Below are 26,460 nucleotides of genomic sequence, written 5' to 3' on the forward strand. Positions count from 1 at the left end.
TCCCAACGGCGAACATCGTGGTGGGCGAGGAAACCGTGAGAGTCCATCCACCGGTACGAGTGTTGCTCCACGCCGCCACCCGTAACTACACTCACTCTAAAGTTTCTGCCGGAGGAGAGATGATGGACGAAACATCGGAGCTGGGCACCGCGCGGTGCCCCGGGCCCAGCGTCCAGGACTACCTCGACCAGGACAGCCGACCCGTTCCCCCCGCCCTCAGGTTCGAGCGGAACGACCATCTCGGCAGCGAGGACGTCGACACCGCCCGCTTCACCTCCCGCGAGTGGGCCGAACGGGAGATGCGGCAGGTCTGGCGGCGCGTGTGGCAGTTCGCCTGCCTGGAGAGCGAGATCCCCGAGGTCGGCGACCACGAGGTCTACGAGATCGGCGACGACTCGCTCATCGTCGTCCGCACGGCGCCCGAGGAGATCCGCGCCTTCGTCAACGTCTGCCTGCACCGCGGACGCAAACTGCGCACCGGCGGCGGCAACGTCGGCGAGTTCCGCTGCTCGTTCCACGGCTTCACCTGGAACCTCGACGGCACGATGCGGACCCCGCCGTGCGCCTGGGACTTCCCGCACGTCAGCCCGGAGAAGTTCGCCCTCCCCGAGGCCCGGGTGGCCACCTGGCGCGGCTTCGTCTTCATCAACATGGACCCGTACGCCGAGTCCTTCGACAGCTACCGCGGCACCTTCGACGACTACTACATCTGGCCGCTGGAGAACCGCTACAAGTCGCTGCACATCGGCAAAGTGCTGCCCTGCAACTGGAAGGTCGCCCAGGACGCGTTCATCGAGTCCTTCCATGTGATCGCCACCCACCCGCAGATGCTGCCGTGGCTCGCCGACGCCAACTCGCAGTACGACGTCATGGCGGACCAGCCGAACTGGAGCCGGATGATCAACATCCAGGGCGCGCCCAGCCCGCACGTGGCGGACTCCGTCACGGAGGAGGACGTCCTGGAGACCTTCTACGACTCGCGCGCGTTCTACTCCGCCGCCCAGGGCCGTGACCTGGTACGGCAGGAGGGCGACGAGCTGCCGGCGATCCCGCCCGGCGGCACCGCCCGCCAGGTCCTCGCCGAGCGGATGCGGGCGCAACTGGCGGCCACCTCGCGGCAGGACTTCTCGAACACCCCCGACACCGAACTGCTGGACGCCATCAACTACTTGCTGTTCCCCAACTTCAACCCCTGGGGCGGCGCCAAGTCGAACATCATCTACCGGTTCCGGCCCAACGGCCTCGACCCCGACTCCTGCACCGCCGAGATCATCTTCATGTCGTCCCCGAAAGAGCCCGGCGAGATGCCGCCACCGGCGAAGATCCGCTGGGTGCCCGAGGACATGCTCTTCGCCGACATCCCCGAACTCGGCGTGCTCGGCCCCGTCTTCGACCAGGACTGCGAGAACCTGCCCTACGTCCAGCAGGGCCTGAAGGCCATGCGCAAGCCGGGCATCACCCTGGCCAACTACCAGGAGAGCCGCATCCGCCACTTCAACCGGACCCTCGACCGGTGGATGGACAAGTGACCCACCGCGTGTCGGTCAGACCCTCCGGCGTCGAGCTCGAAGTCCTCGACGGCGAGGACCTGTTCACCGCCGCCCGCCGACTCGGCTACCGCTGGCCCACCGTCTGCGGCGGCAAGGGCACCTGCCGCATCTGCTTCGTGCGGGTCGAGGAGGGCGCCGAGAACTGCTCTCCCGTGGGCCCGCTGGAGCGCGAGGGCATCGAGTCCCTGCGTCGGCCGGTGGACGGCTCGACCAGACTGGCCTGCCGGCTCCTGGTCGAGGGCCCGGTGACCGTGACCAAGAGCGGCGTGCGCCGCCGAGTGCAGGAGTGAGACCCCATGTCCAAGCAAGTGATCCACCCACTGACCGGGCATGTGTACCGGCTCACCGAGGACGGGATGGTCGAGGTGACCGACCCCGGGACGGGGGCACAGGGCGTCTTCGACTTCCAGGCCCGGTGGCAGTCGGGCGAACTGCGCCACGCCGACCTCCAGATGGCCGGCTGGGTCGGCCGCCTCGCCCAGCGGCGCACGACGCCGCAGCCCGAGGAGTGACCCGGTGACGCCCCGCACCACCCGGGCGGTCTGTCTGGTGCGCCGACCGGACGGTGAGCCGCTTCCCGGTGACTTCGCCGTCGAGGAACGCCCGCTGCCGCCCCTGGGGGAGGGGCAACTGCTCGTGCGCAACCTCTACATGAGCGTCGACCCGTCCATGCGCGGACGCCTGGAGAGCACCGAGAAGCACTACACCCACAACTTCACCCCGGGCGCCCCGCTCGACGGCCGCGCCCTCGGCGTCGTGGAGGAGAGCCGCTGTGCCTCCGTGCCGCCGGGCACCTACGTACGCCACCAACTCGGCTGGCGGGAGCGGGCGGTGCTCGACGCAAGGGCCGTGGACGGCGCCGGTCGCATCGACCCGGAACTCGCCCCGCTGCCCACCTGGTTGGGCCTGCTCGGCCAGACCGGGTTCACCGCCTACGTCGGCCTGACCCGGATCGCGCAGCTGCGTCCCGGCGACACCGTCCTCGTGTCGGCGGCGGCCGGCGCGGTCGGTACCGCCGCCGGTCAGTTCGCGCGCCTGCTGGGCGCGGACCGCGTCATCGGGACCGCCGGAGGGCCGGACAAGTGCGCCCTGCTGGTGAAGGAGTTCGGCTACGACGCGGCCGCGGACTACCGTGCCGAGCCGGTGCGCGACGCACTGGCCCGGCTGGCGCCCGACGGCATCGACGTCTACTTCGACAACGTCGGCGGCGAACAGCTCGCCGCCGCGCTGCACGCGCTGCGCACCGGTGGCCGGGTCGCGCTGTGCGGCATGATGTCGCAGTTCGGCGGCGACGGGCGGTCCGCGGACATCAACCAGCTGATCCAGGCGGTCCTCAAGCGGCTGACCCTGCGCGGTTTCATCGTCCGCGACCACGACGACCTGCGGCCGGAGTTCGAGCAGCGGGTCGCGGGCTGGCTCGCCGAGGGCCGGATCACCGCGCGCGAGACGGTCGTGGACGGTCTGGACAACGCGGCACAAGCCCTGCTGTCCCTGCTGCGGGGCGGCAACATCGGCAAGATGCTGGTCCGACTGCATGACTGACGACTGCATGACTGACTACTGAACGACGAACGACGAACGGCGCCCGCGACGCGGGCGCCGTTCGTCGCACGGGCCGGGACCGCGGTCAGCGCATGGGTCGCGACGCGGCGACCGTATGTGCCTGCAGGGAGACCCCCAACCGGGTCAGTCCGGCCACGGCGGTCCGGAACTCCTTGATGTGCGGGGTGGCGAAGTGCTCGTCTAGGGCCTGCTGGGACACCCACCGCTCGAACACCCGGATCCGGCGGCCGTCCGTGGGGTCCGCCGTCATGGCGTAGTCCAGGCAGCCGGGCTCTTCCTCGCGGGTGCGCTTACCGACTTCGACGAGGTGCCTGAGCATCGTGTCGCGGTCCGCGGGCTCGTAGTCCATCCAGCCGGCGACGATGATTTCCTCTGACACGGTGGTCCTTTCCCCTTCCACGGTCATGGCTCATGACCGTGGGCCCGCCGCCCCTCTGCCAGGAAGGAGCGACGGGCCCATGGTTGCTCAGATGCCGGGTGCCGCCGGGACGCCGTCCACGGTGACCGTGCCCTTCTCGCCGTCGACCGTGATCACCATGCCGTCCCGCAGCCGCCGTGTACCGCCCTCGACGGAGATGACGGCCGGGATGCCGAGTTCGCGGCAGACCACGACGGCGTGGCTGTTGAGCGCGCCCACGTCCACGACGGCTGCTCCTGCCACGAGGAACAGCGGGGTCCAGGCCGCGTCCGTGATCGGCGCCACCAGCACCTCGCCCGGCTCCAGCGCCTCGCACGAGGCCGGGTCGGTGACCACCCGCACCCTGCCGGTGTAGGCGCCGTGGCTTCCGCCGACGCCCGTCAGCACATCGCCCTCGGCGGCGGTCGCGACGCCATCCTCGCTGCGCCGCGGCCAGCCGTCGATCTCGGTCTGTGCGTCCTGTGCGACGAAGAACGGCGGTTCCAGCTTGCGCAGCCCGGCGTATTCCTGGAGCCGCTGGGCGATGACGGGCTCGAAGCCGCCCGGGTCGGCGACATAGTCGTCGAGCTCCGTCTCCAGCAGCATCATCACGTCCTCGGGCTCGGCGAAGCGTCCCGCCTCGACTCCGCGACGACCCAGCTCCCTCACCGTCATACGGATTTCGTTGATGACGGTCACACAGTTGGCCTTGGTCCGCTCACGTGCCGGGATCCACACCTGGGAAGCGTGCATGCCGGCGTCGAACATCGGCCGAGTGTCCTCGGGGAGGGCCGCTCGGATCTCCGCCGCGAGTTGTTCGCGGCGCTCGGTCAGCCTGCGGTGACGCGCGGCCGGAGAGTTGTCGTCGGAGGTGTGCCGGATCCGATCGACCAGAGCCAGCGCCTGGACCGGCGCCGCCTCCCAGGACAGCGCGTGGATGTCCCACTCGTTGGGGCCGCGGTCGCCGGACTCGGCGATGAACTCGTCGAAGGAGTCACGGAACGCCTTGACGTCTCCGGTCGCCCCTTCGAGGGCCTGCTGCACCGCGGCCGGACCCCGGTCGAACAGAGCTGTCAGCTCCGCCGAGGCGACCACCTGGCGGGACAGCGTCCACAGCCCGGTCGACGGAGAGGCGGAATCCACGCCTCCCAGCCCGCCGATGAGGTCGAGCATCGCGCCGGGACGGTCGACGCTCGCGCACAGCGGTCCGAGGATCGCCGGCCCGACGGACGCGGGCAGCGAGGACTCGACATGCCGTTGGAAGGTCGTCTCCACGTCGGCCAGCAACGAGCGGGCGTAGGCCACCAACTCGACGTCGGACAGGGACGCCAGGTCGGGTCGCTCGCGCCTGATACGGCGCAGCCGTTCATGGTCGGCGTCGCCCTCCGGGTAGCCGGCCTGGCCGAGCATCCCCTGCAGCGTCGCTGTGGCCTTGGCCGTCAGTTCCGCGTCCAGGTCGTCGGGGTGCGGCACGTACACCGGCGTGTCGGAGCGCTGGCCCACGAAGGCGGTGTCGATCTGGTCCGCGGTCTGCCCCATGCGGATGCCGAACAGCCGCAGGTGCGACAGGTTGAGGTAGAAGTAACCGCCGAAGATTCCGACGAACGGAGGGCGAGGGCCGCTGATCTCGTCCCCGCGGTAGACGCCGAACTCGACGAAACCGCGACGCCAGCCCTGCAGGCCGCGCCCCCATACCAGGGTCCAGCCCAGCGGGCTGGCCGGCTCCGGCAGGGTTTCGCCCGCGTTGGCCCGGGTGTAGTGGGGCAGCCGCTCGCTACGCTGCCAGTCCGTGATCCAGTGCTTCATGGCGAGGGGGTTCCCGCCGTCCGTTCCGGCGCTCACCACTGCGCCGTTCCGCCGTCGACGCTGATCAGCGTGCCCGTGATGCCGGCGCCGGCGTCGCTCGCGAGCAGCGAGGCGACGCCCGCGATCTGCTCCACGGTGGTGATCTTCTTGGTCGCGGCGTGCTCGGCGAACCGGGCCAGCCACTCCTCGTACGAGATGCCCTCGGCCTCGGCCGCGGCCGGCCCGGCCGCCCGCATCAGGTCGGTGTCGACGGCGCCGGGGCAGATCGCGTTGCAGGTGATGCCCATGGTGCCGTACTCGAAGGCGGTCGCCTTGGTCAGACCGTGGATGGCGTGCTTGTTGGTGATGTAGTGGCTGATCGCGGGCTTGTTGGCCTGCTTGCCCTCGACCGAGGAGATGTTGATGACCCGGCCCCAGCCACCTTCCAGCATGGGCTTCAGCGCACGGCGGGTGCCGTAGAAGTAGGCGTTGAGGTTGAGGTCGAGCGCCTTGTGCCACGCCTCGTCACTCAGCTCGTGGACCGGGGCGAAGCCCTCGGTGCCTCCGACGTTGTTGACCATGATGTCCAGTCGGCCGAAGCGCTCGACCGTCCAGTCGACCAGCGCCTCGATGTCCGACTGGCGGCTCGAGTCGCAGGTGTGGAAGACGGCCTTGTCGCCGGCCTGGAGTTCTTCCAGGGCCTGCTTGCCCTTGATCTCGGAGCGGCCGCTCAGCACGACCGTGGCTCCGTCGGCCAGGAAGGCCTCGGCGATGGCGCGGCCGATACTGCGCGTGCTGCCCGTGATCACCGCGACACGTCCGTCGAGGCTGCCCGTAGCCACCATGTTGTTCTCCTGCGGTTTCTGAGGGTTCGTCATCTGGACGCTTCGTCCAGGAGGCGGTGGATGGTGCGGTGGAAGTGCTGCAGTCCGGGTTCGTTGCGTCCGAAGACGAAGTCGGTCCCGGCGAGGGCCTTCAACCCCCGTTGGACTCCGTAGGTGGTCGCGTAGTCCTCGTCGCGGACCACCTCGTAGAACCACTCGCCGAACTGGTCGGCGGCGTGGCGCTCCTCCTCGGTGACGGCCGGTTCGCGCAGCAGGATGATCTGCTGGGTGACTGATTCCGTGGCCGTACGGGGGATCACGATGGAGACGGCGATCTTGTTGCGCCAGGTGCCGGCGATGGCCAGGCCGGGGAAGAGCCAGTAGATGGCTCCGACGATGTCGCCGGGGTCACGCTTGTCCGCGGGCAGGTCCACCAAGTCGGCGATGGGCCGCAGGGCCGCCGCGAGACGCTGGTGGGGCCCCCAGGTGTCGTGGGCCATCATGTTGGAGAAGTTCGTCTCGAAGACCGTCTTCGTGTGCAGCGAGGCGAAGTGGTACGTCTCCAGGTACCCGTCCAGGGTGACCTTCCAGTTCGGGCTGGTCAGCTCTCGGGTCGCGTAGTGGTGGCAGTCCGCGAAGCGGAGCCCCTCCAGCAGTGGCTGCAGATCTCCCAGCCAGGCGTCCAGGTCGTGCTCGGCGTTCGGATCGAGCGACACGAAGACGATGCCGGCGCGCTCACCGACGGGGAGCTGGACCAGGCTGCGCTTCTCGCGTGGTACGTCGCCGAAGGTCTTCTCGGCGTACACGCCGCGCAGTTCCCCCGACAGGTCGTAGGACCAGGCGTGGTACGGGCAGGTGATCCGCTTCGCCACGCCGCAGCCCGGCTCCACGAGCTCCGCGCCGCGGTGCCGGCAGGCGTTGATCATCGCGTGGACCGCGCCCTGGCGGTCCCGGGTGATCAGGATGGGGATGCCGAGCACGTCCAGTGCCTTGTAGGTCCCGGGCTTGGGGAGCTCGGACGACATGGCGAGCGGCAGTGGGACGCTCCGGTGGACGGCGTCCATCTCGCGCAGCCAGCGGTCGACGTCGAGGTAGTTGTCGACGGGTTCCGTCCACTGCTCCTCGGCCTCGTGCGTCGTGTTGTTCCGGTAGTGCTCGATGACACGCTCGGCAAGGTCGGCCGCATCCTGCCGCATCGCCTTGCCCGCGTCATCGCTGGAGCGGTCCTGGCCGATCCATGAGTGGTATTCCGGGGCGGGGGGCGGCAAGGGGCGCTCGTCGCCTGCCGCTCGGGTCTCCGGTGAGATCTGGACCACGATGTCCTCAATCCTCCCAGTCGCGAGCTGGTGAAGGGTGCCTGTGCTTCAGCTCCGCTGTGACCGCCACAACAACAGGAGTTAGTGTTGTGTGTCAATAGAAAGTCCAGAAGTTTGGTTGTGCGGCATTCCGCAGGTCACCTTCGCTTTCTGCTGCGAGGGTAACCGCCGCTCAGGTCGATCTTTCTGGGGATCGGCTCCAGCTGAAGGGTGGGTGCCGGTGGCGAGTAGGCGGAAGGGGTCCAGTGGTCGATGAGAGGGCCGAGCCGGCTCGGGTGTCCCGAGAAGTGGCGATGACCCAGCCCTTCGAGGTCGGTGTCGTGGTGCGCGACCTGGAGGTGCTGGAGCGCTTCTATCGCGAAGTGCTCGGCTGCGTTCCGGTGCACCGCTCGCACATCCCGGACGCGATCGGCGGCCCGGCCGGATTGGGTGGGCCCCTGTCGGTCGTCTGGCTTCAGGTGCCGTCCGGGGGCCGGATCAAGCTGATACGACTTCAGGCGGATGCGGATGCGGATGCGGATGCGGATGCGGATGCGGATGCGGATGCGGGCGCGGGCGCGGCTGCGCTGCCGTCGGCCGTACCGCTGGCCGCACGTCGCGGCTTGTCCTATGTCACCTTCCACTTCGACGACATCGTGCCGGTCGTCGCCGCCCTGCCGGCCGCCGGTGCCCGGCCGCTGTCGTCCCCGGTCGTCGTGGTGGCGCGGGACCGGCGGATCAGCTTCTGGGCGGATCCGGAGGGCAACGTCCTCGAACTGGTGGACCGGCGAGGCGGTGACCAGGAGACCCGTTGGACCCGGACCATAGTAATTAGAGAACCTCTTCAGTAAGGTGCGCCCTGCTGGTTACTGTAGACCGGCAACAGAAAGTCCGATCGGTTGGAAACCTCGCAACGGGGCGAAGGGGCGGACGATGGTTCAAAAAGCACCGCGGAAGTCGGCCGCGAAGACCACGCACCACGTATCCGCGCAGGTCATCAAGGACCTGCACGAACGCATGGTGCGCATCAGGCTGTTCGAGACCGAGGCGGGAAAACTCATGGAGGCCGGGAAGCTGCCCGGCTTCCTGCACCTCTACGTCGGCCAGGAAGCCGTGGCCGCAGGCGTGATGGCGGCTCTGCGCGACGACGACCAGATCACCTCGACCCACCGAGGCCACGGGCACGCCGTGGCCAAGGGCGTCGGCTTCCGCGAGATGTACTCCGAGCTGTACGGCCGGGTCACCGGCGCCTGCCTCGGCCGCGGCGGGAGCATGCACATCAACGACCTCACCCGCGGCATGCTCGGCGCCAACGGCATCGTCGGGGCCGGCGTCCCGATCGCCGTCGGCGCGGCCTTCGCCGCCCGGTACAAGGGCGAGGACAACATCGCGGTGACCTTCTTCGGGGACGGCGCCACCAACATCGGCGCCTGGCACGAGGGCGCCAACATGGCCGCGATCCTGGACCTGCCCGTGGTCTTCGTCTGCGAGAACAACGGCTACGCGGAGTTCACCCCGCAGTCCGCGCACATGCTGATCACCGACGTCGCGGACCGGGCCGCCGCCTACGGCATGCCGAGCGTGATCGTCGACGGCATGGACGCCGTCGCCGTCCACCGGGCCGCCACCGAGGCCGTCGAACGGGCCCGGTCCGGCGCGGGCCCGATGATGATCGAGGCCAAGACCTACCGCTTCTTCGACCACCAGGGCGTCAAGGGCCTGCGGCACCCCTACCGCTCGGACGAGGAGGTCGCCGAGTGGAAGTCGCGCGACCCCATCGGCCTGATCGAGACCAGGGCCGTCGCCGACGGCACCGCCACCCGTGCGGAGCTGGACGAGGTGTGGCAGCGCACGCGCGACGAGATCGCCGAGGCCATCGCGTACGCCGAGTCGAGTCCTCTGCCCGACCCCGCCGACATGCTCCTCAACGTCTATTCGGGATGACCGCCATGACCCTCACCACCGAAGCACCGGCCGGCGTCCCGGTCGCAGCCGCCCGCAGACTGTCCTACGTCAAGGCCTTCAACGAAGGCCTCGCGCAGGCCATGCGCGAGGACGAGAACGTCTTCGTCGCCGGCGAGGACGTGGCCGGATACGGCGGCGTGTTCCGCATGTTCGACAACCTGCTCGACGAGTTCGGCCCCCGCCGCATGATCGACACCCCGATCTCCGAAGCCGCCCTGGTCGGTCTGGGGGTGGGCGCCGCCGCCCGGGGTCTGCGCCCCGTCGTCGACCTGATGTTCATGGACTTCATCGGCGTCTGCCTCGACCAGATCGTCAACCAGGCGGCCAAGATGAAGTACATGTTCGGCGGCGGGTTGTCCGTGCCGCTGACCATCACCACCGCCTCCGGCGCCGGCCTCGGTGCCGCCGCACAGCACAGCCAGAGCCTTGAGGCCTGGCTGGCCCACGTGCCCGGCCTCAAGGTGGTCATGCCGAGTGACGCCTACACCGCCAAAGGCCTGACCGTCTCGGCCATCCGGGACGACAACCCGGTCGTCGTCATGCTCAACAAGGTCCTGCTCGGCAGCACCAGCGAGGTGCCCGAGGAGATCTACGGCATCCCGCTGGGCCAGGCGCACACCGCGCGGCAGGGCTCCGACGTCACCGTGATCGCTCTCGGCCGCATGGTGGGGGAGGCCCTCGCGGCCGCCGACGAACTCGCCGCCGAGGGCGTGGAGATCGAGGTGATCGACCCCCGCACCGTGCAGCCCCTGGACACCGAGACGATGTTCGCCTCCGTCCGCCGCACCAACCGGGTGCTCGTGGTGCACGAGGCCGTCACCTTCGGGGGCCTCGGAGCGGAGATCGCCGCCCAGATCCAGGACGTCGTCTTCGACTATCTGGACGCGCCGGTCCTGCGCATCGGCGCCCCGTTCTCCCCGGTTCCCTTCTCCCCGGTCCTGGAGAAGGCGTACGTGCCCGATCGCGCCCGTATCGCCCAGGGCTGCCGGCGTCTCCTCGAAAGGTCGTGACGGACGTGGCGGTCGAGGTTCTGCTGCCGAAGATCGGCCTGACCATGCAGGAAGGCACGATCGACGAATGGCTGGTGGCCACCGGCGCGGCCGTCGCGGAGGGCGACGCACTGCTGCGGCTGGCCACCGACAAGGTCGACGTGGACGTCGAGGCGGAGGCCGGGGGACTGTTCCACCCGGTGGTCCCGGCCGGGACCACCGTCCCCGCCGGAGCCCTCATCGGCTGGCTGCTCGACGAGGGCGAGCAGCCGCCGGACCCGGGGGGTACGCCGATGCCCCCCGGGTCCGGATCCGGCGCGGGTGTGGCGGTCGTGCCCGCTCCCGCCGGCGGCGCGGCTCCGGCCGTCCAGCCGGCGCTCACCGGCACCGGCGCGGCCCTCGACGCCGGGGTGCCCCCCGTCAACGGCACCGGCGGCCGGCTGCCGTCCTCACCGAACGCTCGAAGGGTCGCCGCCGACGCCGACGTGGACCTCACCGCCGTACGCGGCACGGGGCCGGGCGGGCGGATCGTCTCCGAGGACGTGGAGGAGTTCCTCACCGCCCTCACCGACGACCTTGTCACGTCGGCCGCGCCGGTCGGCGCCCCCTCCTCGCCTCTGGTCCGCAAGCTTGCCAAGGAGCGGGGCATCGACCTCTCCGAGGTGAACGGCACCGGCCTCGGCGGCCGGGTCCGCCGCTCCGACCTCGACGCCGTCGCTCCCGCGCCTGCTCGCCGGAACGTGGTCCCCCGGCCCGGCGACGTCATTCCCCTCACCGGGATGCGCGGCACCATCGCGCGCAGGATGCACGCCAGCCTCCAGGAGATGGCGCAGCTGACGCACGGCTACGAGGTGCGGATGGACGCCGTGGTGTCCCTGCGGGAGCGGCTCAGACAGGAGTGGGCCGACAGCGACCTGCCGGTGCCCAGCCTCAACGACTTCCTGCTGAAGGCCGCCGCCCTGGCCCTGCGCGAGCACCCGCTGCTCAACGCGACGGTGCGGGAGGACGGCATCCATCTGCTCGACGGCATCCACCTGGGCTTCGCGGTGGCCGTCCCGGGCGGCCTGATGGTGCCCGTGATCGAGGACGCGGTGACACTGCCGCTGCCCGAGATCGCGCGCCGGTCGAGGGCTCTGGCCGAGGCCGCGCGCGAGGGGCGGATCTCCCCCGCCCAGCTGGAAGGGGCCACCTTCACCGTCACCTCGCTCGGTGGATACGGCGTGGACTTCTTCACCCCCGTGATCAACCCCGGCAATGTCGCGATCCTCGGGGTGGGCAGGCTCAGGGAGGGCGTGGAGTGGGACGACGACCGGCCGCTGCGGACACGGGTGCTCACTCTGAGCCTCACCTTCGACCACCGTGCCGTCGACGGGGCTCCCGCCGCCGAGTATCTGCGCACGGTCGGTGAGTTGCTGCGCAAGCCGCTCCGTCTCCTGGTGTGAGCCGTCGGGGGCGGGGTGGCTCGACCGCGGCCGTGGGAAGCCGATGCGAGGACTGCGCACCGGGATCGCCTGTCGCGGTCGGTGCCCGCACGCGCGGGCGCACCGCCCATGCCGAACACGACGCGGGGCCTCACCGGCGAGCGCAGTCACCAACTGGTCGGCCAGGCACGTTCCCGGCCTCCCGCTGATCGCTCGGGATGGCATCGCGGCCGATATGCCCACGCGCCGTTGCGCTGCTGTGCGCCCTGTGCGCCCTGTGCGCCCTGTGGCGATGTGACGACTACAGCGCCGTGTCGTTGCCGTGACCCTGACTCCGTCCAGGCGAGAGGCCCCTCACACTGGAGTGTGAGGGGCCTCTCTCAGGCCCGCGCCCTTGCTGCGGAGGCTTTCTAGGTGGTCGGGTCGGCGATGCGTTCCGCCAGCTCGGCGACCTCGCGGACGAAGGAGCGGTGCCCCAGCGACCGGTAGACGTCGTCGCCCCGGACCTGTGAGATCGCCGCCGTCTCCAGCAGCGCCAGCAGGCCCAGGCCGATCACCGCCGCCTCGGCGTCGGAGACGGACTCGCGGGCCTTGCGGATCAACCGCATCATCTCGTGGAGCAGCTCGGCACGGCTTTCCTGGCGCAGTGCCTCCGCATCCTGGCTCATACCGGCCGACGACACGAAGAACACGGTGGCGGCGGATCGGTGCTCGCCCATCCAGGCCAGCAGTACGGTGACCGCCGCCGCGATGTCCGAGCCGGGTTCGTGTGCCTCCGTGAGCGCCTGCAACTGCTCGCGCAGCGCTGTGGCGAACGCCCGCATCCCCTCTGCCAGGACCTGGTCCTTGGAGGAGAAGTGGTAGTACACCGCTGCCGAGGTCATCTCGGCGCGAGCGGCGATGTCGGCCACCGTCACCTCGTCGGGCGGTTGGGTGGCGAACAACTCGGTGGCTGCTTCGATCACCCACTGCTTGCGCGACGGACGATGAGCGGCTCGGGTCCGGGAGGTCGTCATGGTGTCAAGTATGCCGGGATCCGAAGGTCCCGGAGCCCCATAAACAGCAGGAATTATGCCATCCAGCGGTGCTAGTTACTGCATAGAATGGTCAGTACGCAGGGCCCACGGACGCGGGTTCACGGCAGTCGGCAGGGAGCATGATGGCCACCACGAAGAACGGCAAGCAGCCCGCCCACCGACCCTCGCGACGGCAGCACATCATCACCGCCGCCGTCCGGGTGTTCGGCCGCAACGGATTCGCGGAGACCAGCATCCAGGACATCGCGGACGAGGCGCAGGTGGTGCCGACGGCCGTCTACTACCACTTCGACGGCAAGGAGGAACTGCTCGAACTCTCCATGCGCCGGGTCTTCGACCAGCTCAACGCGGTCGTGGAGGCGGCCCGGCCGGAGTCCGAGCCGGGTGACGCGGAGGGTCTGGTCCGCGTCATCGACGCCGTGTGGGACTGGGTGGAGAAGAACCCGGACGAGGCCCGGCTGTACCAGCTCCAGGTCGCCTCGGCCAACGGCAGTGTCAAGGTGCTGCGGGACGAGTTCGAGCAGCGGCACATCCAGCGCGGCTACGACTATCTGCCGGAGAGCACCACCCGCAGCCCCCGGGCGGCGAAGACCCGGCACGCGGCACAGGCGCTCGCGGTCCGCACACTGATCAGTACGACCATGCTCGTCACCGCGCTGCGGGCGGAGGGCGGCCCGCTGTCCCAGTTGCCCCCCCGGTCCGTGCTGGAGGCGGTCAGAGAGCTGGCACTGCGTATCGTCGCCACCGAGCAGAACCCGGCGAAGCCGGCACCGGCCCCGGCGACGTCACCGAGCTGAGGCGGTTCACCAGGGCAGTGGCCGGCGCTCGGCGAACAGCCCGCCCGTCGTCCGGTCGCCCTCGGGGAGGGTCGCCAGCCAGACCGTGGTGTCCGCACCCTCCTCCGGCCCGCGCGGAGCGGACGGGCCGCCCATGCCGCTGCGGGTCCAGCCGGGGTCGGCGGCGTTGACCAGGACACCCGTGCCGGCCAGCTCGGCCGCGAGCATCCGGGTCAGGGCGTTGAGCGCCGTTTTGGAGATGCGGTAGGCGGGGTGCCGGCCGGAGTCCATCAGCGCCAGTGAACCGTACGAGCTGGTCACGTTCACGACCCGGCCGTAGCCGGCCTCCACCATGCCCGGGACGACGGCCTCCGCCACGCGCCAGGCGCCGGTGAGGTTCGTGTCCAGGGTCGAACGCAGAATGTCCTCGTCGACGTGCGGGGGCCGTAGTTCCCCGTCGAGAGACACTCCCGCGTTGTTCACCAGGACGTCGATCCCGCCGGTCAGCTCCCGTGCCTCCCGCACCGCTTCCGTGACGCTCTTCGCGGAGGTCACGTCCAGCGCCAGCGGCAGCGCCGACCGGCCGATGGCGCGGCACGCCTCCTCGGCCGCCGCCCGTTGCCGCGCCCCGACCAGGACCCGTAGCCCCCGGTCCGCGAGCTGTCGGCCGATCTCCAGGCCGATGCCGCGTGCCCCGCCGGTCACCAGCGCTGTTCTGTCGTCGTGCCTCATGATGTGCCGACCGCCTCTCACACCGTCAGGATCGAGCAGGCGCTGATTCCGGGCGCCCCGTACACATGGGTGAAGCCCACCCGGGGGGCGCCCGGCACCTGCACACCGGGTGCCCGGCCCTGCAACTGTCGTACGACCTCGTGGAACTGCCGTAGCCCGGAGGCGCCGACGGGCTCTCCGCCGGCCAGGCATCCGCCGTCGGTGTTGACCGGTATCCGGCCCGTGGCTTCGGTGGCCCCGGCGGCCAGCAACGCCTCCTGCTCGCCATGGGCGCACAGCCCGGTCTCCGCCAGGTGGATCAGTTCCGAGCCGCTGTCGGTGTCCTGCAACTGGGCGACGCCCACGTCGGCGGGCCGGACCCCCGCCGTGCGGAAGACCGCCTCCGCGGCTTCGACGCTGGGGCTGCGGTGCGGCCCCGGCGGCAGCCAGGGCGAGAACACCTCGAAGGAACCGAACCGCCTGGTCCGGAAGGCCAGCGACGCCAGCCTGACCGGTCGCTCGCACAGGTCGAACGCACGGTCGCCGAGGGCCAGGACCAAGGCCGCCGCGCCCTGTCCGGGGGAGCAGAACATGTACTGGGTGAGCGGGGGACTGACCTCGGCGGAGTCCAGGATCTCCCGCTCCGTCAGCGGCTTGCGCCGCCAGGCCAGGGGGTGGTGCGAGCCGTTGCGGAAGGCTCGCGCGGCGACCATCGCCAGCGCCCGCTCCGAGATCCCGTGCTCGTACAGGTACCGCTGGGTCTTCAGCGCGAAGAACTGGGTGGTGAGCATCATGCCGGTCTCGGCGTACCAGTCGCCCAGTCCGTAGCGGGCCGCGGAGACGTGGAACGCGCCCCGCTCGTGCTTGTCGAACCCCACCGCGAGCCCCAGCGAGGCCTCGCCAGCGCGCAGCGCGTTCGCCACCGTGAGCACGGTGGAGGCACCGGTCGCGCAGCCGTTCTGCACGTTGACGAACGGCACTCCGGTCAGGCCCAGACGGCCCACCAACGTGTCGGGCTTGCCGGACACGTCGGAGCCGCCGGCCGCACAGCCGATGTCCTCCCAGGCGACGCCCGCGTCGGCCAGCGCCTCGCGCACCGCGTGCTCGGCCATGTCCATTCCGGTGACGCTCTCGTCGCGGCCGAAGGCATGCATCCCGCATCCGACCACGTACACGTCGTTCGACCCGCTCATCGCTCCCCGTCCCGTTCCGGGCGGAACGCGAAGGTCACCACCTCGGTTCCGTCCTCGTCCTGGTAGGCGGGCATGGTGGTGAGCCGGACCGGCAGGCCGATCCGGATCTCCGCGCGGGGCACCGCGAGCCGCGCTTCGACCAGCACCTCACCGAGGTCCACGTAGCCCACGTGGTAGGGCCGGTGGCCGCCGGCCGGCACCCGGTACGGCGACTTCGGCGGGAACGCCTGAAGCGTCCACGACCACACCCGCCCGCTCACCGGCAGTACCCGCGGCGTCATCGTCCCCTCCGAACACCTGGGGCACGAGTCCTGCCGGGGGAAGACCACGGTGGCGCAGCCGGAGCAGCGGGCGCCCACGAGACGCGGTGGATCCCCGTCGCCGTACTCCCCGTTCTCGAACAGGGACTCGTCGATGAGTCTGGTGGCCATGCCGTCCCGCCTTCCATGTCACCAGCCGAGCAGCCCGGCCAGCCGTTCCCGATGGTGTGCGGCGCCGCCCAGCAGGACCGCGTCCGACTGGGCGCGCCGGAAGTACAGGTGCGCGTCGTGCTCCCAGGTGAAGCCCATGCCGCCGTGGAACTGCACGCACTCGGCGGCGACGGAGACGAACGCCTCGCCGCACCACGCCTGTGCCACCGCCGCCGCCTCGGCCAGCGCCTGCGGCGATCCGTCCGCCCGGACCGCGCGGACCACGGCGGACCGGGCGGCCTCGACCTGGAGCAGCATGTCGGCGCAGGCGTGCTTGACGGCCTGGAAGCCGCCGATCGCCCTGCCGAACTGGGTCCGCTCGCGCACATGGGCCACCGTCATGTCCAAGGCGGCCTGCGCTCCGCCCAGTTGCTCGGCGGCCAGAGCCACCAGGGCCACGTCCAGGGCGCGGGAGACGATGTCCGCCCCCTCGCCGCCGACGGTCAGCGGCCGTGCCCGGGCAGCGGAGAACGTCACCACCGCCTGGCCCCGGCTGAGGTCCAGAGTGGGCACCCGGCGCACCGTGACTCCCGGCGCACGCGGGTCGGCCAGGAACACGTCCACACCGTCGGGCCCGGCCGCGGCCACCACCAGCGCCTCGGCGTCGGCGCCGTCGAGGACGAACGGCGCGGTGCCGTCCAGCAGCGGGACGCCACCCCGCCAGGAGACGGCCACTGGCACGGCGTCCGCCCGCCACGCCCCGTCGGGCGCGGCCACCGCCAGCGCGTGCACGGTGCCCTCGGCCAGCGCGGCAGACGCCTCGTCGGCGGTGCCGCAGCCGGCCAGCACCTGCCCGGCCAGCACGGTGGAGGACAGCAGCGGTACGGGTGCCAGTGTCCTGCCCAACTCCTCGCAGACGGCGGCGATCTCGGCGAGGCCGCCGATGCCTCCCGCCGACTCGGGCAGGCCGAGGGCCGCGAGGCCGACCTGCCGGCCGAGGGTGTCCCACAACTCGGCGTCGATGCCGGGCGCGCCCTCGGACAGCCGGCGTACCGCGGCGGTGCCGCCGGTATCCGCGCACACCGAGCGAACGGTCTCGCGCAGGTCCGCCAGCTCGGTCTCCGACAGGGCCGTGGCCTCGGTCACGGTGCTCGTCATCGTGTGCTCCCGCTCTCGTCGCGCCGCTCGGCGTCCTGCCGTCGGCCCAGGGCACTGTGCGCGGCCGCCATCCGGGCCACCGGCACGCGGTGCGCGGAACAGGAGACGTAGTCGAGGCCGAGGTCGTCGCAGAACGCGATCGACTCCGGATCCCCACCGTGCTCACCGCACACGCCCAGCTTGATACCGGGCCGCACGTCCCGTGCCCGCTCGGCGGCCAGGCGGATCAGGGCCCCCACCCCGTGCGGGTCGAGCCGCGCGAACGGGCTGGCGGTCAGGAGCCCGCGTTCCTGGTACGAAACGAGCACCTGCCGTTCGACGTCGTCCCGGGAGAACCCGTAGGTGAGTTGCGTGAGGTCGTTGGTGCCGAAGGAGAAGAACTCGGCGTGCTCGGCGAGTTCACCGGCCAGGAGTGCGGCGCGCGGAGTCTCGATCATCGTGCCGAGCCGGTACGGGACCCGCACCCCGGTGCGGGCGGCGACCGTGTCGGCGGCATCCCGTACGTACGCGGCGGCGGCCGCCAGTTCCTCCGGCAGGCTGACGAGCGGGATCATCACCTCCAGCTCCGGCCGGACCCCGGTGGCGGCGACATCCGCCCAGGCGGCGAAGAGGGCCTCGGCCTGCGCCGCGTAGAGCCTCTCGTGCAGCAGTGCCAGCCGCACACCGCGCAGCCCGAGCATCGGGTTCGCCTCGCGCAGCGCGGCGGCCCGCTGCTCCTCGGCCGCGTCCAGGGCCTGCCCGGGGGCGGGCAGGAACTCGTGCAGCGGCGCATCCAGCAGGCGCACGGTCACCGGGCGGTTCCCGACCGCGGCCAGCAGCGCGCGGAAGTCCTCGTGCTGGGCGCGCTCCAGCGCCGTCAGCGCCTCGTCGCGGGCGGCCGGGTCGGCGGCCAGGAGCACTCGCCTGATCAGCGGCAGCCGCTCGCCGAGGAACTGGTGCTCCGTACGGCACAGCCCCACACCCTCCGCGCCCAGGGCCAGGGCCGTGTCCACCTCGGCGGCCGTGTCGGCGTTGACCCGCACGCCCAGTCGGCGCATGCTGTCCGCCCACTCCAGCAAGGTGGACAGTTCGGGCGGCGGTCCGGCCACACTGACGCGCAGCGTCCCCGCGTACACGGCGCCGCTGCGGCCGTCCAGCGAGATCGGGTCGCCCTCACGCAGTACCCGCTCCCCGATGCGGACCGTCCCGGCGGCGAGGTCCACACGCAGCCCCTCCGCGCCGCACACGGCGGGCGTGCCGGCTCCCCGCGCCACGACGGCGGCATGCGAGGCGATACCGCCACTGCCGGTCAGCACGGCGGCGGAGACCAGCATCCCGGGAACGTCCGCCGGGGTCGTCTCACCGGCCACGAGCACGACCCGCGTGCCGTCCGCGGCCAGTTCGAGGGCACGTTCACTGGACAGCACGACCGCGCCGGTCGCCGCCCCCGGGGACGCGGGCAGCCCCTTCGCCAGGAGCTCCTCCCCACCGGTCAGCCGTAGTTGGGGGTGCAGCAGTTCCTGCACCTGCGCGGGCGTGATCCGCCGGACGGCCTCCTCGCGGCCGAGCGCCCCGTCCCGGGCCAGGTCCGTGGCCAGGCATACCGAGGCCCGGAGCGGCGGGCGGGATTGCGGCGAGGCGGCGAGCAGGGAGATCTCGTCGTCGCGCACCTCGAAGTCGACCGACACCGGCGTGCGCAGATGCCGCTCCAGGGTGAGCAGGGAGTGCTCAAGGAGTGCGGTGCCACCCGCGAGCCGGTCCAGCGGTTCTCCGGTGTTCGGCGGCGGGGCGCTGCGGCGCACTCCTCGGAAGAAGGAGCCCTGCGGGGAGAGACGCCCGGTCTCGGGGTCGCGGCTGGTCGCCGTGCCGTAGCCGGAGTGGTCGGCCGGGCCGATGCGCAGGGCCTGGACATGCAGGGCGACGGCCAGGTCGGCGGGGAGCCGCTGGGCGCGGCGGGATCTTCTCGCACGCGGCGAGTCCCACCGGGCGAGGAGGGCACGGGCGGCCAGCGCGAGCTGCTGCGCCGGCTCGTCGGGGAAGGGGCCGGAGCCGTGTTCCGCCGTCAGCGACAGCAGTGCCTCCACCCGTTCCCGTGGCGTCGGCGTGTCCAGGAGGGCGTCGTCGAGCACCGCGCCGGGCACGTCCAGGGCGTACTCGGCGATCATGCGCACGGTGGCGGCCCACACCTCGTACAGCGCGTCCGCACGCCCGATGAGGGCGCACAGGTCGTCGGCACGGGCGGGAGTGACGCCGAGACAGGCCAGGTCGGGCGGCAGTCCGGCGATCTCGGTCGGCGCGCTCGCCGACAGGCGCAGCAGCAGCGGCCGGGCCGCGTCCTCGATACGCCGGCCCGAGAGCTGTTCGACCAGGTCCACGGCGGCCTGGGCGGTGTCGGGATCGCACAGCGACGCGGCGGCGCCGGCGGGCACGGTGAGCCCCGGCACGACCGGCAGACCGAGGGCCACCAGGCCGTCCACCGCCGCCCCGTGCGCGCCCAGTTCGTCGGCTTCGAGGCCCCGGGTGCGTCCCTGTCCGTAGGGCACCAGGAGCCGGCCGGGGGTTCCGGACGGTGCGACGGACATCCGGGACTGTGCGAGCGGCCCTGCCTCGCGGTCGGTGACGCTCACCCTCTGCTCCTTGTGACAAGCTCCTCTTCGAGAGCCTCGTCCTCGGCCCTGCTGATGCCCAGGACGAGCAGCAGCTCCTGGTGCAGCCGCATCCACACGGTGTGGTACGAGTCGCACAGCGGCGAGGCCAGCCACTGCGGCGCGCCGTCGTCGAAGCGGTCGAGGGCCTCCTCCAGGGCCGTCAGGTACCGTCCGCTGCCCGCGAGCACCGGGTCCAGCCTGCGCAGCACGGGCTGGATCGCCTCGTGCACGTCTTCCAGCGACTCGCGCACCCCGGCGTCGTACACCTCGTCGGAGTGGTCGTTGACCGAGCCGTCGGGGCGGCACTGCCAGGCCGTGCAGACGTCGCGGATCTTGCGGTTGACCGGCAGGAACGCCTCGTACGCCGCGGTGATCCGGCCCTCCTGCTCGGAGCCCGGGGGGACCCGCAGGATCCGCGCGGCGACGGTCTTGGCGCGCTCGGTCGGCAGCACCACCGGTCCCTTCACCATCGCCAGCCCGGCGTCGACCAGCGGGCGGTGCTCGGACTCCGGCCGGCCACGCCACATACCGCGCAGAACGAGGTCGACGGCGCCTTCGGTGAGGGTCTCGTCGAATGCGTCCGGAACGTCCACGGCAGCAGATTGCATCGCCACACCATTTCCCCGGTTCTGTGGTGACCGGTTCCTCGGTCCTGTGTTGCCCGGAGGTTACGCCCCGGCGGGCCTGTTAGTGAAGAGGGACTCAAGAAACACTTTCGGCTTGCTTGGCCCCGGCCCGGCCGTCAGCGGCCTTCGGGCGGCTGCCCGCGGCGAGGAACGACGCCATGCGGTCCTGCGCCTGACGGCCGTCGGCGAGGGCGGCGATCAGCCGTGCCTCCTCGGCGAGGTGGCGGCGCAGCTCCTCGCCGGTGCCGACGCGCAGCAGGCCCTTCGAGGCCCGCAGCGCGTCCCCGGCGCCGGCGGCCAGATCGGCCGCGATCCGATGCGCCGCGTCGTCCAGTTCCCCGTCGTCCACCGACCGGGAGACCAGGCCCCAGCGTTCGGCGTCGTCGCCGGTCAGGACGCGATTGGTCAGGATCAGGTCCGCCGCCCTGCGGGGGCCCAGCAGCCGTGGCAGGAACCACGAGGCCCCGCAGTCCGGTGTGAGTCCGATCGCCGTGTACGCCAGCCGGAACCGCGCCGACCGGGCCGCCAGAACGATGTCACCCACCACGGCGAGGCCGATCCCCCCGCCCGCGGCCGCGCCGCGCACCGCCGTCACCAGCGGCACCGGCAGTTCGTACAGGGCCTGTATCGCGGCGTGCGCGGCGCTCGCCACGGCGTGCACGTAGGCGCCGGTCCCCGCACCGAGACCGGCGAAGGCGCGCAGGTCACCGCCCACGCAGAAGCTGCCGCCCGTCGACCGCAGCAGGACCGCGCCGCCCGGGTCCGCGGCCACCTCGACGGCCGTGTCCCGCAGCGCCTCGGCCGTCCCCAGGTCCAGGGCGTTTCCCCGGCCGGGATCGTCCAGCCTCAACTCCACGACCCCGTCGGGGTGCCGGACGATCCGGACCGGTTCGGTGCTCGCTGGGACGCTCATCACGCTTCTCCTGCCGTCTTCCCGTCGCCGGGTGCTTCCCGGCAAGATACTGAAGACGCTATACAGTTTCCAGGACGCGGCGGGCACCGATGCCCGTACGCCCGTCGGCGGGAGGCCACGTGCCCATCCAGTTCGATATCGATCCGGCTGTCGCGCATCTCGCCGCGTCCACCGCCGAGTTCGTGCGCGAGGTCGTCATTCCGGCCGAGCGCGAGTGCGGCGGGTCCGTGCACGACGCCCCCGAGGCACTGCGCGAAACCCTGCAGAAAGCCGCCCGGGAGGCGGGAGTGTTCGCTCCGCACGTACCCACGCGCTGGGGCGGACACGGGCTCGACCTGCGCGGCCAGGCGCTGGTGTTCGAGGCGGCGGGCTACTCGCTGCTCGGACCGCTGGCGCTGAACTGCGCGGCCCCCGACGAGGGCAACATGCACCTGTTGGAGAAGGTGGCCACCGACGAGCAGAAGCAGAGGTATCTGGCTCCGCTCGCCGCGGGCGAGACCCGCTCCTGCTTCGCCATGACCGAACCGGCTCCTGGAGCCGGTGCCGATCCCCGCTCCCTGCGGACCACCGCGACCCGGGTGCCCGGCGGCTGGCGCATCGACGGGCACAAATGGTTCATCACCGGTGCCCACGGTGCCGACTTCGCCATCGTCATGGCCCGGACCTCCGGCAGCCCCGGCGACCCGGGCGGCGCCACCATGTTCCTGGTCGACGCGGACACCCCCGGCATGCGTCTCGTCCGGTCCATCGAGACCCTGGACGAGTCGCTCTTCGCCGGACACAGCGAGATCCTCTTCGAGGACTGCGTGGTGGGGGAGGACCAGGTGCTCGGCGCGGTGGATCACGGCTTCGAAGGCGCCCAGGTCCGGCTCGGACCAGCCCGGATGACCCACTGCATGCGCTGGCTGGGAGCCGCCCGCCGCGCCCAGGACGTCGCGCTGGAACGGGCGGGCAGCCGGATGGCGTTCGGCTCGGTGCTGGGAGACCTCGGCATGGTCCAGCAGATGCTGGCCGACTCCGAGATCGACATCGAGGCGAGCCGCGCACTGATCCTGCGCACCGCCTGGGAGCTGGACACCGGCTCCACCGCCGCCTCTCAGCTGACCTCGGTGTCCAAGACCTTCGTGGCGGAGGCGGTGAACCGGGTGGTGGACCGGGCGGTGCAGATCTGCGGAGCGCTCGGCATCTCGGCCGCCGACGCCCCGCTGGCCCGCCTCTTCAGGGAGGTCCGGCCGTTCCGCATCTACGACGGCCCCTCGGAGACCCACCGCTTCGCCATAGCGCGCCGCGCGGTACGGCCCTACCGGCAGCCACGCCCGACCACCGCCGACGGCTGATCGTGCCGCGGGGCGCCTGCACGGGAGGCGTGCCCGGTCGGGTGCCCTGCGTCTGTGTCGAGGAGGCACGTGTTCTTCGGTGAGCACGACGCAGGGGGTTGTCCTGGGCCTGCTCCCTGAACCGCGTATGGACAGCCGGCGGGGCCTTGCGTGTCCCGGCCCGCTCTTGCCAGCCGGACGGCGGTCCGCTACTTTCCTGAGTTCCGGACTATTGTCCGTTTGGTGATGAGCTCGTGGGTGTGAGCCCGGAGGGAGGGGGAGTGCGGACCGGGAACGAGGGACCTCAGCGCTCGGACGCGCAGCGCAATCGCGAGCGCATCCTGCAGGTGGCGCTGGCCGAGTTGTCGCGCGACGTGGATGCCCCGCTGAGTTCGATCGCCAAGAAGGCGGGGGTCGGGCAGGGCACGTTCTACCGCAACTTCCCCAACCGTGAAGCTCTGGTCCTGGAGGTCCACCGCCACGAGGTGCGCCAGCTCACCGACGCCGCGGCGGGACTGCTCGGAACCCGGGCGCCCGACCAGGCCCTGCGTGAGTGGATGGACCAGCTCGCCCGCTTCGCCGTGGCCAAGGCCGGCCTGTCGGACGCGATGCGTCGGATCGTCGGTACGTCGGACGGTCCGGCACAGCCGGGATACGCGTTGGTCGTCGAGGCGATCGAGGCCCTGCTCGCCGCCAACCACGAGGTCGGCGCCATTCGCCCGGGCGTGACGGCCGACGACTTCCTCCTGGCCATCGCCGGTGTCTGGCAGATCGATTCCCGCGGGGACTGGCAGGCCCAGAGCGCTCGCCTTCTCGACCTCGTGATGGACGGCCTGCGCGTGGGGGCCCCTGGACCGCGTTGAGGTCGACCTCAACCCTCGGCCGCAGGGCTGGGCGTCGGCGCTGACGGCGCCGCCGTCGCCGCGGAGGGAGGAGGCGGGGTCGATGCCGCTTCTCGCCGAGCTCGACGGCACGTCGCAGGACGGCGCGAACGGTCCCGGGATCGCGGGCGGTCGGAGGGGGCTTCGCGAGCGCTGACATCGAGTGGCACGGAATGCGATGCGGGGCCGCTCGTCAGTCCGTGATGACGGCCTGCCGGTTGATCCACTCGGTGCTTCGGGCCGCCTTGTACAGGAAGTCGGCGACGTCCGCGCGGCTGATCGTCGGGTTCCCCTTCATCGGCAGGCGCTCGCCGACGTGGTAGGTGCCCTTGGCGGGGGCCTTGGTCAGCATGGTCGGATAGACCAGCGTCCAGTCCAGGCCACTCGAGCGGATCGCGTTCTCGGAGAGCTCCTTGTTCGCGTAGATGTTCCGCAGCAGCGTGCTGTATATGGCCTTCTGCACGGCGCTCGCCGACCGATAGGTGTCCCCCACGCCGAACGAGGACAGCCAGACCAGGCGGGAGACACCCACGTCCCTGGCCGCACCGATGACGGCCGCCGCGGCGCGGGTGAACAGGTCGTCGGCGCGCACGGAGGTGCTCCTGCCGAGGGCCGATACGACGACGTCCTGGCCGATCATGGCCTTCGCGACATCGTGGTGCGAGGTGGCGTCGCCGACGACCACCGTGACCTGGTCCGCCAGGTCCTCCAGCGCCTCCGGCCTGCGCGCCAGGAGCGTGACCTTGTCGCCGGACTGAAGGGCCAGGTCGACGATGTGGCGACCGGTAGGGCCGGTCGCACCGAGGATGAGCAGATTCATGGGCAGGAGAAACCTTCCGGGTGCCGCGGGGATGGTGTGCGGAACACCTAAGCGGACAGGTGTCCGGTACCGGGAGAACGTACCGGACAGCTATCCGGTTGACAAGAGTCGGCCGTCCCGGAAGGGGGCCGTGGTGCCCGTCGCTCGCGAGCCCCGCTCGACGCCGGTGGTCATTCGGGGGCGCATCTCTTGCGTGAATCGACGGTGCGGCCTTAGCGTGAAGTAACCGTTTTCTATCGCTCTTCCTCGGAGGTTCAGCTGCACACGCCAGTCACCGGCCCGGTGCGTCCCGGTGCGCACTCGGCCGCGACGCACCGCCCCGCCTCCGTCGCGCGCATCACGGACGGCTTCTGGGCGACGCGTCGCCGGATCAACGCCGAGGTGTCGATCCCGGAAGGGCCGCAGCGGCTGGAGGAAGCCGGGAACCTCGCCAACCTGCGGTCGGCCGCGGAACCGGGTACGGCACCCGCGTTCTCGGGCGACTTCCAGTTCCAGGATTCCGATGTCTACAAGTGGCTCGAAGCGGCCTGTTGGCAGCTGGCCGACACGCCGGACCCCGGCCTCGCCGGTGAAGCCGCACGGATCGTCCGGCTCATCACCGATGCCCAGTCGGAGAACGGCTACCTGCAGACGTACTACCAACTCGGCGGCGGCGAGCCGTGGACCGAACTCGGCTGGGGCCACGAGCTGTACTGCGCCGGCCATCTGATGCAGGCCGCGGTGGCCCACCACCGTGCCACCGGCAGCCGCGACCTGCTGGACGTCGCCGGCAGGTTCGCCGACCACATCGACTCCGTCTTTGGGCCAGGCAAGCAGGTGGACGGGGTGTGCGGCCACCCCGAGGTGGAGACGGCCCTCATCGAGCTCTACCGAACCACCGACGACGAGCGCTATCTGGAACTGGCCCGCTACTTCCTGGAACGGCGCGGGCACGGCGCCCTGGCTTCAGGCACCGACCGCGGCCACGACCGCGATCCGGGGTCCGCGTACTGGCAGGACCACATCCCGATCCGCGAGGCCCAGGAGGTGACCGGGCACTCCGTGCGCCAGCTCTACCTCCTCGCGGGCGCCGCCGATCTGGCGACCGAGACGGGAGACGTCCGGCTCCGGCAGGCACTGGAGCGGCTGTGGACGGATGCGGTCTCCACCAAGACGTACCTCACCGGCGGGATGGGCTCGCGGCACGACTGGGAAGCCTTCGGGGACGCGTACGAGCTTCCCTCCGACCGCGCGTACACCGAGACCTGCGCTGCCATCGCCTCGGTCCACTTCAGCTGGCGGATGGCCCTGCTCACCGGCGAGGCCCGTTACTCGGACCTCATCGAACGCACGCTGTACAACGGTTTCCTCGGGGGCGCGGGGCTGGACGGCCGCACCTGGCTGTACGTCAACCCGCTCCAGCGGCGTGCGCACACGCACGAGCGCCCCGGCGACCAGACCTCGCGGCGTACGCCCTGGTTCCGCTGCGCCTGCTGCCCGCCCAACGCCATGCGCCTGCTGGCCAGTCTCCCGTACTACTTCGCCGACGTCGCCGTCGACGACAGCGGTCTGCGCCTGCACCAGTACGCCACCGGCGAGTACGCGGGTGGCGGCCTCGCGGTCCGCGTGGCCACCGCATACCCGTGGGACGGCACAGTGACCGTGACCGTCGACGACGCTCCCGCCGCGGAACGCACCCTGGCCCTGCGGATTCCCGCGTGGTGCGAGGAGTTCCGGCTTGCCGTGAACGGAACGCCCGTGCGGGAGCGGCCGGAGCGTGGCTGGCTGCGCGTCACCCGGTCCTTCCGGCCGGGCGACACCGTCCGGCTCGAACTCACCCTGCGGGTACGCCTGACCCACCCGCACCCGTACGTCGATGCCGTGCGCGGATGCGTGGCGCTGGAGCGCGGCCCGCTGGTGTACTGCCTGGAGGAAGCCGACAACGCCGGTGGCCTCGACGGTGTCGTCCTCGACACCTCGACGGCACCCACTGTGCGGGACCGCCCCGATCTGCTCGGCGGTGTCTCCACCGTCGTCGCTTCCGGTCGACGTCTCGCGTCGGACGAGGCGGGGTGGTGGCCGTATCGCACGGAGGCCGCATCCGCCGACCGGCCCGTCGAGCTGACCGCCGTGCCCTATTACGCCTGGGCGAACCGTGGCGACGGCGCCATGCGCGTGTGGATACCGCAACGGCGGTGAACAGGCTGGTGGTGACGGCGTCCGG

At 71.3% G+C, this 26,460-nt stretch carries 25 protein-coding genes; 12 read left to right on the top strand and 13 right to left on the bottom strand.

The annotated features are described in order from the left end of the window. Positions 1–119: 119 nt before the first annotated feature. From K1J60_RS38950 to K1J60_RS38965, 4 genes are read left to right on the top strand one after another with little or no spacing between them, the layout of a single operon-like run. A complete protein-coding gene (locus K1J60_RS38950; RefSeq protein ID WP_220650319.1) occupies positions 120–1,529 on the top strand; it encodes an aromatic ring-hydroxylating oxygenase subunit alpha in 1,410 nt (469 codons plus the stop codon). Next, the gene (locus K1J60_RS38955) at positions 1,526–1,840 is read left to right on the top strand and encodes a 2Fe-2S iron-sulfur cluster-binding protein (protein WP_220650320.1); all 315 of its coding nucleotides are present in this window, start codon (positions 1,526–1,528) and stop codon (positions 1,838–1,840) included. The genes K1J60_RS38950 and K1J60_RS38955 overlap by 4 nt, the downstream gene beginning before the upstream one ends. A gap of 6 nt (positions 1,841–1,846) precedes the next feature. Further along, on the top strand, positions 1,847–2,062 hold the full coding sequence (locus K1J60_RS38960) for a transposase (RefSeq protein ID WP_220650321.1): 216 nt from the start codon (positions 1,847–1,849) through the stop codon (positions 2,060–2,062). A gap of 4 nt (positions 2,063–2,066) precedes the next feature. Further along, positions 2,067–3,092 (top strand): NADP-dependent oxidoreductase, encoded by a 1,026-nt coding sequence (locus tag K1J60_RS38965; protein WP_220650322.1) that lies wholly within the window; start codon positions 2,067–2,069, stop codon positions 3,090–3,092. A gap of 85 nt (positions 3,093–3,177) precedes the next feature. Here K1J60_RS38965 and K1J60_RS38970 read toward each other — a convergent pair whose 3' ends face one another. From K1J60_RS38970 to K1J60_RS38985, 4 genes are all read right to left on the bottom strand, one after another. Further along, the gene (locus tag K1J60_RS38970) at positions 3,178–3,492 is read right to left on the bottom strand and encodes a putative quinol monooxygenase (protein WP_220650323.1); all 315 of its coding nucleotides are present in this window, start codon (positions 3,490–3,492) and stop codon (positions 3,178–3,180) included. Between the two features lie 87 nt (positions 3,493–3,579). Continuing rightward, positions 3,580–5,352 carry a PEP-utilizing enzyme gene (locus tag K1J60_RS38975; RefSeq protein WP_259408097.1) on the bottom strand — a complete coding sequence of 591 codons (1,773 nt, stop codon included), beginning with the start codon at positions 5,350–5,352 and terminating at the stop codon, positions 3,580–3,582. Next, positions 5,349–6,173 carry an SDR family NAD(P)-dependent oxidoreductase gene (locus tag K1J60_RS38980; protein WP_259408098.1) on the bottom strand — a complete coding sequence of 275 codons (825 nt, stop codon included), beginning with the start codon at positions 6,171–6,173 and terminating at the stop codon, positions 5,349–5,351. Before K1J60_RS38980 ends, K1J60_RS38975 begins: the two co-directional genes overlap by 4 nt. Then, a complete protein-coding gene (locus K1J60_RS38985) occupies positions 6,170–7,435 on the bottom strand; it encodes an aromatic ring-hydroxylating oxygenase subunit alpha (RefSeq protein ID WP_259408099.1) in 1,266 nt (421 codons plus the stop codon). The genes K1J60_RS38980 and K1J60_RS38985 overlap by 4 nt, the downstream gene beginning before the upstream one ends. Before the next feature lie 293 nt (positions 7,436–7,728). On the opposite strand from K1J60_RS38985, the gene K1J60_RS38990 reads away from it, so the two are divergent. The 4 genes from K1J60_RS38990 (at position 7,729) to K1J60_RS39005 (ending at position 11,810) form a co-directional block, all read left to right on the top strand. After that, positions 7,729–8,265: a VOC family protein gene (locus K1J60_RS38990; RefSeq protein ID WP_259408100.1), complete on the top strand. Its 537-nt coding sequence runs from the start codon at positions 7,729–7,731 to the stop codon at positions 8,263–8,265. Between the two features lie 82 nt (positions 8,266–8,347). Continuing rightward, entirely contained in the window at positions 8,348–9,358 is a 1,011-nt protein-coding gene (locus tag K1J60_RS38995) for a thiamine pyrophosphate-dependent dehydrogenase E1 component subunit alpha (RefSeq protein ID WP_259408101.1), read from the top strand. A 5-nt stretch (positions 9,359–9,363) separates the two neighbouring features. Next, a complete protein-coding gene (locus tag K1J60_RS39000) occupies positions 9,364–10,389 on the top strand; it encodes an alpha-ketoacid dehydrogenase subunit beta (protein WP_033531095.1) in 1,026 nt (341 codons plus the stop codon). Positions 10,390–10,394: 5 nt separating this feature from the next. Then, the gene (locus K1J60_RS39005) at positions 10,395–11,810 is read left to right on the top strand and encodes a dihydrolipoamide acetyltransferase family protein (protein ID WP_220650325.1); all 1,416 of its coding nucleotides are present in this window, start codon (positions 10,395–10,397) and stop codon (positions 11,808–11,810) included. 389 nt (positions 11,811–12,199) lie between these two features. Here K1J60_RS39005 and K1J60_RS39010 read toward each other — a convergent pair whose 3' ends face one another. Further along, positions 12,200–12,805 (bottom strand): TetR/AcrR family transcriptional regulator, encoded by a 606-nt coding sequence (locus K1J60_RS39010; RefSeq protein ID WP_220650326.1) that lies wholly within the window; start codon positions 12,803–12,805, stop codon positions 12,200–12,202. A 140-nt stretch (positions 12,806–12,945) separates the two neighbouring features. Here K1J60_RS39010 and K1J60_RS39015 point away from each other — a divergent pair, with 140 nt between their 5' ends. Then, on the top strand, positions 12,946–13,623 hold the full coding sequence (locus tag K1J60_RS39015) for a TetR/AcrR family transcriptional regulator (RefSeq protein WP_220650327.1): 678 nt from the start codon (positions 12,946–12,948) through the stop codon (positions 13,621–13,623). A 6-nt stretch (positions 13,624–13,629) separates the two neighbouring features. Here the strand turns inward: K1J60_RS39015 and K1J60_RS39020 are convergent, their stop codons facing one another. The 7 genes from K1J60_RS39020 to K1J60_RS39050 form a co-directional block, all read right to left on the bottom strand. After that, on the bottom strand, positions 13,630–14,334 hold the full coding sequence (locus K1J60_RS39020; RefSeq protein WP_220650328.1) for an SDR family NAD(P)-dependent oxidoreductase: 705 nt from the start codon (positions 14,332–14,334) through the stop codon (positions 13,630–13,632). 17 nt (positions 14,335–14,351) lie between these two features. Beyond that, the gene (locus K1J60_RS39025; RefSeq protein WP_220650329.1) at positions 14,352–15,506 is read right to left on the bottom strand and encodes a thiolase family protein; all 1,155 of its coding nucleotides are present in this window, start codon (positions 15,504–15,506) and stop codon (positions 14,352–14,354) included. Beyond that, positions 15,503–15,937, bottom strand: a complete 435-nt coding sequence (locus K1J60_RS39030) for a Zn-ribbon domain-containing OB-fold protein (RefSeq protein WP_220650330.1) — start codon at positions 15,935–15,937, stop codon at positions 15,503–15,505. Before K1J60_RS39030 ends, K1J60_RS39025 begins: the two co-directional genes overlap by 4 nt. An 18-nt stretch (positions 15,938–15,955) precedes the next feature. Beyond that, entirely contained in the window at positions 15,956–17,074 is a 1,119-nt protein-coding gene (locus tag K1J60_RS39035; protein WP_220650331.1) for an acyl-CoA dehydrogenase family protein, read from the bottom strand. Next, positions 17,071–19,680 carry a putative PEP-binding protein gene (locus tag K1J60_RS39040; protein WP_220650332.1) on the bottom strand — a complete coding sequence of 870 codons (2,610 nt, stop codon included), beginning with the start codon at positions 19,678–19,680 and terminating at the stop codon, positions 17,071–17,073. Before K1J60_RS39040 ends, K1J60_RS39035 begins: the two co-directional genes overlap by 4 nt. Continuing rightward, on the bottom strand, positions 19,677–20,294 hold the full coding sequence (locus tag K1J60_RS39045) for a hypothetical protein (RefSeq protein WP_220650333.1): 618 nt from the start codon (positions 20,292–20,294) through the stop codon (positions 19,677–19,679). Before K1J60_RS39045 ends, K1J60_RS39040 begins: the two co-directional genes overlap by 4 nt. Positions 20,295–20,403: 109 nt before the next feature. Further along, complete coding sequence (locus tag K1J60_RS39050; protein ID WP_220650334.1) at positions 20,404–21,240, bottom strand: enoyl-CoA hydratase/isomerase family protein; 837 nt, start codon at positions 21,238–21,240, stop codon at positions 20,404–20,406. 119 nt (positions 21,241–21,359) lie between these two features. Between K1J60_RS39050 and K1J60_RS39055 the strand changes: the two genes are divergently transcribed. Together K1J60_RS39055 and K1J60_RS39060 are read left to right on the top strand one after the other, a co-directional pair. Further along, positions 21,360–22,577, top strand: coding sequence for an acyl-CoA dehydrogenase family protein (locus K1J60_RS39055; RefSeq protein ID WP_220650335.1), 1,218 nt, complete (start codon positions 21,360–21,362; stop codon positions 22,575–22,577). A gap of 260 nt (positions 22,578–22,837) precedes the next feature. Continuing rightward, positions 22,838–23,419 (top strand): TetR/AcrR family transcriptional regulator, encoded by a 582-nt coding sequence (locus K1J60_RS39060; RefSeq protein ID WP_220650336.1) that lies wholly within the window; start codon positions 22,838–22,840, stop codon positions 23,417–23,419. Positions 23,420–23,630: 211 nt separating this feature from the next. Here the strand turns inward: K1J60_RS39060 and K1J60_RS39065 are convergent, their stop codons facing one another. Continuing rightward, positions 23,631–24,257 (bottom strand): NAD(P)-dependent oxidoreductase, encoded by a 627-nt coding sequence (locus tag K1J60_RS39065; RefSeq protein WP_220650337.1) that lies wholly within the window; start codon positions 24,255–24,257, stop codon positions 23,631–23,633. A 258-nt stretch (positions 24,258–24,515) separates the two neighbouring features. Between K1J60_RS39065 and K1J60_RS39070 the strand changes: the two genes are divergently transcribed. After that, on the top strand, positions 24,516–26,435 hold the full coding sequence (locus tag K1J60_RS39070) for a glycoside hydrolase family 127 protein (protein ID WP_220651902.1): 1,920 nt from the start codon (positions 24,516–24,518) through the stop codon (positions 26,433–26,435). Positions 26,436–26,460 lie beyond the last annotated feature (25 nt).

The sequence above is a fragment of the Streptomyces akebiae genome, assembly GCF_019599145.1.
GTDB classification, from domain to species: domain Bacteria; phylum Actinomycetota; class Actinomycetes; order Streptomycetales; family Streptomycetaceae; genus Streptomyces; species Streptomyces akebiae.